Origin of the sequence: Nocardia sp. NPDC059240, assembly GCF_042753865.1 — a bacterium.
GTDB lineage: Bacteria > Actinomycetota > Actinomycetes > Mycobacteriales > Mycobacteriaceae > Nocardia.
Window position 1 is genome coordinate 740,682 of the sequence record NZ_JBHZAC010000005.1, and the last position, 10,801, is coordinate 751,482.

Below are 10,801 nucleotides of genomic sequence, written 5' to 3' on the forward strand. Positions count from 1 at the left end.
TTCACCGTTCCCTCATGAGCCACACGGCAACTCCACCCGCACCACGGTAGGTCCGCCCGCCGGGCTGCTCAGTACCATCCGCCCGTCCAACGCCTCGGCCCGCCGCCGGATCCCGGCCAGCCCGCCGCCCTCGCTCTCGGCCGCGCCACCGACCCCGTCATCGTGGATCTCGACGATCAGCAGCTCGGCCGTACCGCCGAGACCGACCCGAAGGCGCTGGGCCCCGGAGTGTTTGGTGGCATTGGTCAGCGCCTCCGCGATGACGAAGTAGGCGGCCGCCTCGACCGCCGCGGGTCGTCGCCCGATGCCGGCGGGCTCGGCGTTCGCCGGAGCACCCCCGTCGATATCGAGTTCGCAGGGGATCGGCGACCGGGCGGCCAACGCCGAAATGGCGCTTGCCAGACCACGATCCGCCAGCACCGGCGGATAGATATCGCGCACCACGGCCCGCAGTTCGGTGAGTGCGGCCTCGGCGGTGTCCTGGGCCTTGCGGACCAGTTCGTCCGCCGCGTCCGGATCCCGTTGCCGCAGTTGCCCGGCCACTCCGAGTTGCAGGATCACCGCCGCGATCCGCGCCTGCGCCCCGTCGTGCAGATCCCGTTCGATGCGCCGCAGTTCGGCCCCGTGCGCGTCCAGCGCCGCCGCCCGCGTCGCGGTCAGCTCCGCCACCCGCACCGCCAATGCGGTCCCGGACGGCGGACCGAGCAGCGTTCTCGCCAGCAGTGCCTGCCAGCGGGCCACGATCGGCAATTGCAGGGTCAGGACCGCCAAGGGAATCGCGATCAGTGCACTGACTCCCGCGAGCGTCCAGGAATCGACCACGAAGCCGAAGTTGTCGACCCGCACCAGCTGCCAATACGCCGGAATCGCCAGCTGATTCAGCACCCCGAAGGGCAGTCCGATCGCGAACACCGCGACAAAGACTCCGGGTACCCCGTGCAGCACCATCCATGCGACGGTCCGTCCGTTGGCCGGATCCCGGAGGGCGGTCGTCAACCGCTGCCACAGCCCACCGGTGATCGGCGCATAGGTCATCGTGATCGGCGTACCCAGCCGCTTCCCGGCTCGCCGCCGCTCGAACCCGGCCAGCGGCCGGATCAGCCGCAGATACTCGGGAATCGCCGGAATGCCCACGCCGATCACGGAGGTGGCCGCCACCAGCACCAAACCCATCAGGGCCAAGGTCGCCACCATCCCGGTGAGCCCGCCGACCAGCAGATACCCGATGCTGCCCGACAGCGACCGCAGTCTGCCGCGCGGCCGTCCGGCCACGGTGGGTGCCGTGGCCGGACGATGCGGGGCGGTGGTCATCCCACCACCCTAGGTAGTTGATCAGCGCTGCTTGCCGCCGCGCTCCTTGTACATGCGGCGCTGATCCTTGTTGATCTGCTTCCACACCTTGCTGCGGTCGGCCCGCGCACGGGCATCCGTGCGAGAGGCCAGCCAGTCGTTCTCGCGATTGAGCTTGCGGTAACTGTCGAGGCGGCGCTGCGGCAGCGCACCCGCCTCGATGGCCTCGAGGACCGCGCACCCCGGCTCGGACTCGTGCGCGCAGTCGGCGAAACGGCAGTGCGCGGACAGCGATTCGACATCGCTGAAGGCACGGCCGATACCCTCGGCGGCATCCCAGAGACCCACCGAGCGCAAGCCCGGCGTGTCGATGAGGGTGCCGCCGCCGGGCAGCGGACGCAGCTCCCGATGCACAGTGGTGTGGCGGCCGCGCTTGTCACCCTCGCGAACCGCGTTGGTGGCGAACACTTCCGCACCGAGCAGGGCATTGGCGAGGGTGGATTTGCCTGCGCCGGAAGGCCCGATCAGTGCGACGGTGCCGTAGAGCAACGAGGTCAGCACATCCATCCCGACACCGTTGTCGGCGCTCACCGCCAGCACGGTGACGCCGGGCGCGGCGGCCCGGACGGCCTCGATCGGAATATCGTGCGCCAGATCGGCTTTGGTGAGGACCACGGTGGGTTGCGCACCGGATTCCCAGGCCAGCGCGAGCAATCGCTCGATGCGCCCGAGATCGATATCCCCGTCGGCAGGCGAGCACACCAGCACGGTGTCGACATTGGCCGCCAGCACCTGGTGCGCGGATTTGGCTCGGGCATCGGGTTGCCCGGACACGGCGGCCCGGACGATGGCGGTGCGACGCGGCAGCAGCGCACGCACGGTGCGGCCACGATCGATGGCCACCCAGTCACCCGTGCACAGTCCGCTGATCTCGGAATCCGAGCGGGGGAGCTGGGCGCGGACGACCGCAGCGCTGAATCGGCTCTGAAAGTCGGCGGTGGGAAGCGGTGCGGCGATATCGCATTCGCTGCGATCCATGCGGATCACGCGGGCCGGAATCAGATCGTCACCCAGCAGCGGCAGATAGTCGGCGGCGAGGGTGGAGTTCCAACCGTAGGGGTTGAGCAGGTCGAAGTCGACCGAAGACATGTGGAGTCCTTTGACGGGCCGAGCCCGAATCACGGACTCAGCGAGAAGAATTCGAGGTGGATACGCGGGCCGCGCGCCATAGCGCGGGCACAGCAATCCGCACTGCCGTCGTCACGTAACTCCACCTCCCATCTCTCCTCATGCCGTCACCGAGGTGACTGCGCCCAACAAGAACGGGGACAACCTTGTCAGGCTGTCCCCGGTTCGCGCAACGTATTTTCCAGCGTCAGGATTTGGGCTTGTCGAATTGTTCTCGACGGCCCATCCGCTGCAGGCGTAGCCACTCCATGAGCCCGGCCGGATCCTTCTGCTGAACCAGGAAGAACCACCCGAATCGGGCGACTTCCTGCGGCAACAGTTTCCGCATGCCCGGCTGGGCCATCAAATACCCGCGATTGCGATACGTGAAGTGCCGCTTGACCGGATCGTCCGGGTACTGGGTGTGCATGCGCCCGCCCAGGATCGGCTTGAACTCGGCGGAACCGTTGGGGTGCAGGTAGGCGGTCTGCAGACAGGTGCCGAACGGCAGCCCCGATCGCACCAGACGGCGATGCACCTCGACCTCGTCGCCGCGCACGAACAGCCGCAGGTCCGGCACGCCGATCTTGTCCACCGCCTCCGCGGACACCAGCGCGCCATTGAACAGCGAGGCGATACCGGGCAGGAAGTCCTCGTCGCCGAGTTCCGAGCGCAGCCGCCGCCACACCACGCCCCGGCGCAGCGGGAAGGCCAGCCGGTCGGGATCGTCGATATCCGCGACCACCGGCGACACCTCGACCAGGCTGTGCCGCTTGGCGCAATCGAACAGCGTGGCAAGCACTTCCGGCCCCTCGGGCCGCCCGTCGTCGTCGGCCAGCCACACCCAGTCCGCACCCATGGTCAGCGCGTGCAGCATGCCGAGCGCGAAGCCGCCCGCCCCGCCCAGGTTGTGTTCCGAACCCAGGTAGGTGGTCTCCATCGGCTGCTGCTTCACCAGCTCACCGACTTCGGCCTCATTGCCGTTGTCCACCACGATCAAATGGTCGAGGGGACGGGTCTGGCTCGCGAGCACCTTCAGCGACTCGGCCAGCAATTCCCGGCGTTTGTGCGTGACCACGATGGCGACAATGCGCGCATCGTCGCCATAGACGGGCGTGGACTGCTCACTCATACGGGATTCCGTTCCGGTTCACGTTCCAGATCCCGCAGCACCTGCGCCACGTGATCACCCGCCTCGGGGCCCTCGTAGGCTCGCACGACTTCTTCGATTCCACCGTGCATCCGCACGTTGCCGTGGTCGATCCAGAGAGCGGAATCACACAGTTGCGCCAGGAATTCGTTGGAATGCGAGGCGAATACCAGAATTCCGGAGCGGGACACCAGTTGCTGCAGCCGGATCCGCGCCTTCTTCATGAACTCCGCGTCCACCGCGCCGATGCCCTCATCGAGCAGCAGGATCTCCGGATCGATGGAGGTCACCACGCCCATCGCCAGCCGCACTCGCATACCCGTGGAGTAGGTGCGCAGCGGCATCGCCAAATACTCACCCAGTTCGGTGAATTCGGCGATCTCGTCGATCTTGGCGAGCATCTGCTTGCGGGTCTGCCCGAGGAACAAGCCGCGAATGATGATGTTGTCGTACCCGGAAATCTCCGGATCCATGCCGACACCGAGATCGAAGACCGGCGCGACGCGGCCGCGAATGCGCGAGGAGCCGCGGGTCGGTTCGTAAATGCCCGAAAGCAGGCGCAGCAGCGTCGATTTGCCCGCACCGTTGTGGCCGACCAGGCCGACGCGGTCGCCCTCCTTGAGCGAGAGGTTGATATCCCGCAGCGCCTCGATCACGACGACATCGGACTGATTGCGTCCGATCGCGCCGCCCGCCTTGCCCATGAACGCCTTCTTCAGCGAACGGGACTTGGCGTCGAAGATCGGGAACTCGACCCACGCGTTCTGGGTTTCGATACTCACATGGTCGGTCATTGAGCCTTCACACCCAGTAGGGGACGCGGGAACGGAACTGCTTCATTGCCAGGATCGCGACGGCCCAGCCGACCACGGTGATGGCCAGCACCACGATCCAGGACAGCACCGGCTGCGGCTCGCCCAGCAGGGGCGCGCGCACGATCTCCAGGTAATGGTAGGTCGGAACCAGTTCGACCAGCCGGGCGCGTTCGCTCACCGCGCCGCCCTGTTCGTGCAGCGACTTGGTGCTCCACATGACCGGCGTCAGCACGAACAGCATGAGCGTCATGCTGCCGAGGATCGGCGCGATATCGCGGTAGCGGGTGCTGAAGATGCCGAACGCGATGCTCACCCACATGGCGTTGGCGAACAGCAGCAGGATGCCCGGAATCGCCAGGATCGCCGTCCAGTGCAGATCCCGCCAGACCCCGAAGCCCACCAGCATGACCAGATAGATCACCAGGTTGTGCGCGAAGAACAGGAACTGCCGCCACACCAGGCGATACACGTGCACGCTCAGTGCCGACGGCAGCTGTTTGATCAGGCCCTCATTGGCGATGAAGACATCGGAGCCCTCGAGAATGCTGGCATTGATCACATTCCAGACGATCAGGCCGACCGTCACATAGGGCAGATAAGTGTGCAGCGGCTGATGGAACAGGGTGGCGTAAAGGAACCCCATGGCCGCGGCTTGCACGCCGGTCGCGATGGTGATCCAGAACGGCCCGAGTACCGATCGGCGGTAGCGCTGCTTGATGTCCTGCCAACCGAGCGATAGCCACAGCTCGCGCTGCGAGAATCCGTCGCGGAAGTCCTTGAAGGCGCGACGGAACGTCTGGGAGTCCGACACTAGCGGCACTGGAGAATTGTCCAGGGTCGCCTCGGCCTCGACCGAGTCGGGGGGAGCAGCAGCAGGCACAGCACCCGACCTTATCTAATAGCTGTTCCTTTGCGACGAGAACCTGCCGCCGACCCCGACATATCTGCGGCAGGCTGTGTCTCTACGCACTGCTCAGAGGTATTGACCGCCGCCGGAGCCCTGGCCGCCGCGCGGGTCGCCGCTGCTGCTCGCACCCGGGGGCAGGGCTTGGCGCATCTGCTCGAGTTGGGCGCGGGCCGCCATCTGCTGGGCGAACAGGGCGGTCTGGATGCCGTGGAACAGACCCTCGAGCCAGCCCACCAATTGCGCCTGGGCGATTCGCAGTTCCGCGTCCGACGGGATGGTGTCGTCGGTGAAGGGCAGCGCCAGCCGCTCGAGCTCTTCGCGGAGTTCGGGTGCCAGCCCGGTTTCCAGTTCGCGGATGGAGGTGCGGTGGATCTCGCGCAGCCGGGTGCGGGAGGCGTCGTCGAGCGGCGCGTGCCGGACCTCTTCGAGTAGTTGCTTGATCATGGTGCCGATGCGCATGACCTTGGCGGGCTGCTCCACCATGTCGGCCAGCGACTCCCGATCCCGAGCCTCATCCGAATCGCCCGAATCGTGTTCGCCGACAAACTGTCCGGTGATCTCCACCGGCTCGCCGCCGATCTGCGCCGCCGCCGGGATGAACAGCGGCTTGCCCTCGGGTCCGATCACGACGATGGATTCCGGAACCCCATCCGATTGCGTCATCCCCCCATCCTGCCGAATCCCGCCCGAACCCGCTAAGCGCCACCCCACTTCGCAAGCATTCGGGAGCCACATTGCAAGCATTCGGGGAGCCACGGTGTAACTCCCGGCGGGCCCGAAGCGAAGCCGTGGGTAGGCCAGACCAATACAGTCCGTCCGGTTTGCGCGGTAGATGCAGGTCGTCCCAGTACTTCCATCCCTACCGTTACCCAGTTGTGCCCTCTCCCTTTAGAGTGGCCAGCATGACTTACGACGTCGCACGGGTGCGGGGCCTCATACCGTCCCTGGGCGACGGCTGGATCCACCTGGACCCGCAGGCGGGCATGCTGGTTCCGGATGCGGTATCCCGGGCCGTCTCAACGGGTTTCCGGACCTCCGCCTTCTCGCACACCAATCGGCATGGCGCCGCGCAGCGCAGTGCCGCGATTCTGGAGGCCGCCCGCGAGGCCGTCGCCGATCTGGTCGGCGGGGACCCGGCGGGCGTCGTACTCGGACCGGACCGCGCGGTCCTGCTGGCCTGGCTGGCCGAATCGCTGAGCTCCCGACTGGGCCTGGGCACCGGGATCGTGCTGTCGCGCCTGGACGACGAGGCCAATGTCGCCCCGTGGCTGCGCATCGCGAATCGCTATGGCGCACACGTGCGCTGGGCCGAGGTGGAGATCGAGACCTGCGAGATGCCGGCCTGGCAGTTCGAGGAACTCATCGGGCCCACCGCCCGGCTGGTCGCCCTGACCGCCGCCTCACCCATCGTCGGTTCCGCGCCCGCGGTCCGGGTGGCGGCCGACCGGGTGCACGAGGTCGGCGGGCTGCTGGTCGCCGACTGCTTCGGTGCCGCGCCCTACGCGCTCATCGACATCGACGAACTCAATGCCGACGTGATCGCGCTCAGCGCCCCCGCCTGGGGCGGCCCGCAGATCGGCGCGCTGGTCTTCCGCGATCCCGCGTTCCTGGACCGGATTCCGTCCATGTCGCTCAATCCCTATGCCAAGGGCGCGGAACGGCTCGAGGTGGGCGGTCACCAGTACGCGCTGCTGGCCGGGCTCGCCACCTCCATCGACTACCTGGCCTCGCTCGACGAACGCGCCAAGGGCACCCGGCGCGAACGCCTGGAAATGTCGATCACTTCGCTGCAGGACTACCACGATTCGCTCTTCGAGCAGTTGATGGCGGTGCTGGACACCATCCCCAACCTGACCGTCATCGGCCGCGCCTCCACCCGCATCCCCACGGTGAGCTTCACCATCTCGGGGATGCAGGCGGAGAAGGTCTCGGCCAAGCTGGCCGACGCCCGCATCGGCACGCTGAGCGGCTCGCACGGCGGCAGCCGCCTCCTCGACGCGCTGGGCGTCAATGACGAAGGCGGCGCCGTGACCATCGGACTCGCGCCCTACACAACGAGATTCGAGATCGAGCAGCTGGGCCGCGCGCTGGCGGCCCTGGACACCTAGAGCTCGCGGATCTGCAGGATCACCTTGCCGACGCTCTCGTCGGAGTCCAGCAGGCGATGCGCTTCGGCGGCATCGGTGACGGCGATCTCCGCCGACACCACGGGCACCACGGTGCCGTCCGAGATCAGCGGCCACAGGTGTCGCCGCAGCTCGGTGATGATCTCCGCCTTCGACCCGCGCCCGTGCTCGGGCCGCCGTCGCAGATTGGTGGCGTGAATGGAACCCCGCTTGCCAAGCAGCGCACCGAGATTCAATTCCGCTTTCACCCCACCCTGCATGCCGATCACCACCAGATGCCCGTCCTCGGCGAGCGCCTCGACATTGCGTTCCAAATACGCCGCGCCCATGACGTCGAGAATGATGTCCGCGCCGGGATATTCGCTGTGCAGCGTGGTCACGAAATCATGCTCGCGGTAATTGATCAGCACCGTCGCACCCAATTCCCGGCACCGATCCAGCTTGAACTGCGAACCCGCGGTGACCGCCACCCGCGCGCCCAGCGCCCGCGCCACCTGGATGGCGTGCGTGCCGATCCCGCTGCCGCCGCCGTGAATCAGCAGCAACTGCCCGCTGTGCAACCCCGCGGTCATCACCAGGTTGGACCACACCGTCGCCGCCACCTCGGGCAGCGCGGCCGCCGCGGCCACATCCAGTCCCTCCGGCACCGGCAGCACCTGGGTGGCGGGCGCGTTCACCCGCTCGGCGTACCCGCCGCCGGACAGCAGTGCGCACACCTTGTCCCCGGCCCGCCAATCCCGCACCCCGGCACCGACTTCCGCGACCACCCCGGACACCTCCAGGCCCAGGGTCTCGCTGGCCCCGGGTGGCGGCGGGTAGAAACCCTGCCGTTGCAGCAGGTCCGCGCGATTCACCCCCGCGGCCACCACATCGATCGCCACTTCGCCCGGTCCGGGCGCGGGCAGGTCGTCCACCTGCGCCCACTTCATGACCTCTGGCCCACCGAAACCGTCGAGTGTCACCGCATACATGAAAACGAGCGTACGACCGGAGCTCACCGTTTAGTGTCAGGCACTCCTCGGTGCGGGCACGGGAACATCTCGGGATGGGCACAGCGTCCGCTCAGCTTCACCCGTCACCGTAGGTGGAGGCATTCGAAAGGAGATTCCATGATCACCACCCTGGCCGCCCTCGGCGGCATGGTCGTCCTGGCGGCAATGGCGATGTCCGGCTTTATCGCGGAGGACGCGCCCCGAGCCCTGGTCCGCGTGCGCAAGCGCTGACCGAGTCGGATATTTCCGGACTCGAAAGTTACGCTCCGGGAAAGTAACTTCGACCCTCTCCGCGCGGGGGTGCGAGGTACTAGCGTTCCCGGCTATGAGCAGTTTCGTCGATTTCCAGAACGAGATCTATCTCTCCGGCCTGGCGGGCATCGTCCCGGCGCTACCCATGACGGCGGCGGGGCTGGAAGAGAAGGCTCGGGAAGTACTGGATCCGGCGGCCTTCGCCTATGTGGCGGGCAGTGCGTCCACCGAACGCACCGCGCACGCCAATCTCGCCGCCTTCGAAAAATACCGGCTGCTGCCGCGCGTGCTGCGCGGCGCGAGCGGTCCCGGGGCCCGCGATCACACCGTCGAGGTGCTCGGAACCCATTTGGCCGCACCGATTCTCACCGCACCGGTGGGCGTGCTCGGCCTGCTGCACGAGCGCGGCGAGACACTGGTCGCCGAGGTGACCAAGGAACTGGGCATCGGCATGGTGCTGTCCACCGCCGCCTCCTCCACCATCGAGGAGGTCGGTGAGCGGGCCGGCGCCTGGTGGTATCAGCTGTACTGGCCCAATGACATGGAGCTGGCCCGCTCCTTCGTCGAGCGCGCCGAAAAGGCCGGAGCCAAGGCCATTGTCGTCACCGCCGACACCCCGAGTCTGGGCTGGCGGCCGCGTGATCTGGCGCTGGGCCACCTGCCGTTCCTGCGCGGTCAGGGCATCGCCAACTACCTGTCGGATCCCGTCTTCCGCGCCAAGCTCACCGCCCCGCCCGAGGAGAGCGAGGAGGCCATGCGCGCCGCCATCCTCACCTGGATGGGACTGTTCGGCAATCACGCGCTGCGCCCGGCCGATATCGCCCGCCTGCGGGACTGGACCGAACTGCCCATCGCCGTGAAGGGCGTACTGCACCCCGACGATGCCCGCCAGGTGGTGGACGCGGGCGCGGACGCGGTGGTGGTGAGCAATCACGGCGGCCGTCAGGTGGACGGCGCGATCGGCGCGCTGGATGCCCTGCCGACCATTGTCGCCACCGTCGGGGATCGCGCGGATGTGCTGTTCGACTCCGGAATTCGCAGCGGCTCCGATGTCATGATCGCGCTCTCGCTGGGCGCGAAGGCGGTGCTCTACGGCCGCCCCTGGGTGTACGGGCTGGGCCTGGCCGGCGCCGACGGCGTACGCCACGCGCTGCGCTGCCTGCTCGCGGATTTCGATGCGGCCATGGGACTTTCGGGTTGTACCGGCCCACACGACCTGAGCCGCACCATGATCTCCTCGTATCGCGTTTGAGGTCCGCGGCGCGGAGGAACACTGCTGGTGAGGGCACTGTCGTGGCCTGGTTGTGTGGACTGTCCGGGCCATCGAGCCGAGGAGGGGCGATCAAACACCGTCACTACACAGAGCACGGGGCAGCCGAGGGCACACGCGGGACGGCCGACGGCAACGGCCGCGCGGCGGCAGAAGCGAAATGGCTCACCCCGGAACAACAGCGCGCGTGGCGGGCCTACATGGACGGCAGTCAGCGCCTGATGACCGATCTCAACCGTCAGTTGCAACGCGACGCCGATCTGTCCTTCGCCGACTACCGCATCCTGGTGAAACTGTCCGAGGCGCCGGGCCGTTCGCTGCGCATGAGCGATCTCGCCGACGGCGTGCTCTCCTCCCGCAGCCGCCTCACCCACCAGATCCGGCGCATGGAAGCCCAGCAGATGGTCCGCCGCATCGCCTGTGAGGACGACGGCCGCGGCGTCCTGGCCCAGCTCACCGACGAGGGCCTGCGCCGACTACGCGCCGCCGCCCCCGGCCACGTCGCCGCCGTCCGCCGCTTCTTCGTGGACCTGCTCACACCCCAGCAACTGGCCGCCGTCGCCGCCGCCCTGGACCTGGTGAACCAGGCCGCCGACCAGCGCGCCACCACCCGCCCGACCGCCGATCTGGATTGACCCGCGCCCCCTGCCCGGAAGTGGGAGGCCGACCGCACACGCCATCAGTTAATATCTGATCGCCTGGAAGCGTGGCAGAGCGGCCGAATGCACTCGCCTTGAAAGCGAGCGTTGGGAAACCAACCGGGGGTTCAAATCCCTCCGCTTCCGCTGAAAACGGGCAGGTCAGACCCTGTTTTTTCTAGGGTCGGACCTGC

10 protein-coding genes and 1 tRNA gene are annotated in these 10,801 nt (G+C 67.5%); 4 read left to right on the forward strand and 7 right to left on the reverse strand.

Annotated features, from left to right (window positions below; all coding sequences use genetic code 11):
- Window positions 1-12 precede the first annotated feature (12 nt).
- The 6 genes from ACFXHA_RS22160 to ACFXHA_RS22185 form a co-directional block, all read right to left on the reverse strand.
- Window positions 13-1,311: a sensor histidine kinase gene (locus tag ACFXHA_RS22160; protein ID WP_379359545.1), complete on the reverse strand. Its 1,299-nt coding sequence runs from the start codon at window positions 1,309-1,311 to the stop codon at window positions 13-15.
- A 21-nt stretch (window positions 1,312-1,332) separates the two neighbouring features.
- Complete coding sequence (gene rsgA / locus ACFXHA_RS22165; protein ID WP_379359547.1) at window positions 1,333-2,439, reverse strand: ribosome small subunit-dependent GTPase A; 1,107 nt, start codon at window positions 2,437-2,439, stop codon at window positions 1,333-1,335.
- A gap of 226 nt (window positions 2,440-2,665) precedes the next feature.
- A complete protein-coding gene (locus ACFXHA_RS22170; protein ID WP_379359549.1) occupies window positions 2,666-3,589 on the reverse strand; it encodes a glycosyltransferase in 924 nt (307 codons plus the stop codon).
- A complete protein-coding gene (locus ACFXHA_RS22175; RefSeq protein ID WP_379359551.1) occupies window positions 3,586-4,401 on the reverse strand; it encodes an ABC transporter ATP-binding protein in 816 nt (271 codons plus the stop codon). The genes ACFXHA_RS22170 and ACFXHA_RS22175 overlap by 4 nt, the downstream gene beginning before the upstream one ends.
- Before the next feature lie 7 nt (window positions 4,402-4,408).
- Window positions 4,409-5,242, reverse strand: coding sequence for an ABC transporter permease (locus ACFXHA_RS22180; protein ID WP_379359553.1), 834 nt, complete (start codon window positions 5,240-5,242; stop codon window positions 4,409-4,411).
- Window positions 5,243-5,395: 153 nt separating this feature from the next.
- Window positions 5,396-5,992 (reverse strand): bacterial proteasome activator family protein, encoded by a 597-nt coding sequence (locus ACFXHA_RS22185; RefSeq protein ID WP_379359555.1) that lies wholly within the window; start codon window positions 5,990-5,992, stop codon window positions 5,396-5,398.
- 239 nt (window positions 5,993-6,231) lie between these two features.
- On the opposite strand from ACFXHA_RS22185, the gene ACFXHA_RS22190 reads away from it, so the two are divergent.
- Window positions 6,232-7,437, forward strand: a complete 1,206-nt coding sequence (locus ACFXHA_RS22190) for a cysteine desulfurase-like protein (RefSeq protein ID WP_379359557.1) — start codon at window positions 6,232-6,234, stop codon at window positions 7,435-7,437.
- On the opposite strand, the gene ACFXHA_RS22195 is transcribed toward ACFXHA_RS22190, so the two are convergent.
- Window positions 7,434-8,426, reverse strand: a complete 993-nt coding sequence (locus ACFXHA_RS22195; RefSeq protein WP_379359559.1) for an NAD(P)H-quinone oxidoreductase — start codon at window positions 8,424-8,426, stop codon at window positions 7,434-7,436. The two genes, ACFXHA_RS22190 and ACFXHA_RS22195, sit on opposite strands and share 4 nt — an antisense overlap.
- 346 nt (window positions 8,427-8,772) lie before the next feature.
- Here ACFXHA_RS22195 and ACFXHA_RS22200 point away from each other — a divergent pair, with 346 nt between their 5' ends.
- The 3 genes from ACFXHA_RS22200 to ACFXHA_RS22210 all read left to right on the forward strand — a co-directional run bounded on the left by ACFXHA_RS22200 (window position 8,773) and on the right by ACFXHA_RS22210 (window position 10,754).
- A complete protein-coding gene (locus ACFXHA_RS22200; protein WP_379359561.1) occupies window positions 8,773-9,951 on the forward strand; it encodes an alpha-hydroxy-acid oxidizing protein in 1,179 nt (392 codons plus the stop codon).
- Window positions 9,952-9,992: 41 nt separating this feature from the next.
- Window positions 9,993-10,604 carry a MarR family winged helix-turn-helix transcriptional regulator gene (locus ACFXHA_RS22205; RefSeq protein WP_379359563.1) on the forward strand — a complete coding sequence of 204 codons (612 nt, stop codon included), beginning with the start codon at window positions 9,993-9,995 and terminating at the stop codon, window positions 10,602-10,604.
- 65 nt (window positions 10,605-10,669) lie between these two features.
- Window positions 10,670-10,754, forward strand: a tRNA-Ser gene (locus ACFXHA_RS22210).
- Window positions 10,755-10,801 lie beyond the last annotated feature (47 nt).

Excerpts from the sequence above, each read along its gene's own strand:
- ACFXHA_RS22160 (WP_379359545.1), bottom strand. The coding sequence starts at position 1,311 with ATGACCACCGCCCCGCATCGTCCGGCCACGGCACCCACCGTGGCCGGA.
- rsgA (WP_379359547.1), bottom strand. The coding sequence starts at position 2,439 with ATGTCTTCGGTCGACTTCGACCTGCTCAACCCCTACGGTTGGAACTCC.
- ACFXHA_RS22170 (WP_379359549.1), bottom strand. The coding sequence starts at position 3,589 with ATGAGTGAGCAGTCCACGCCCGTCTATGGCGACGATGCGCGCATTGTC.
- ACFXHA_RS22175 (WP_379359551.1), bottom strand. The coding sequence starts at position 4,401 with ATGACCGACCATGTGAGTATCGAAACCCAGAACGCGTGGGTCGAGTTC.
- ACFXHA_RS22185 (WP_379359555.1), bottom strand. The coding sequence starts at position 5,992 with ATGACGCAATCGGATGGGGTTCCGGAATCCATCGTCGTGATCGGACCC.
- ACFXHA_RS22190 (WP_379359557.1), top strand. The coding sequence starts at position 6,232 with ATGACTTACGACGTCGCACGGGTGCGGGGCCTCATACCGTCCCTGGGC.
- ACFXHA_RS22195 (WP_379359559.1), bottom strand. The coding sequence starts at position 8,426 with ATGTATGCGGTGACACTCGACGGTTTCGGTGGGCCAGAGGTCATGAAG.
- ACFXHA_RS22200 (WP_379359561.1), top strand. The coding sequence starts at position 8,773 with ATGAGCAGTTTCGTCGATTTCCAGAACGAGATCTATCTCTCCGGCCTG.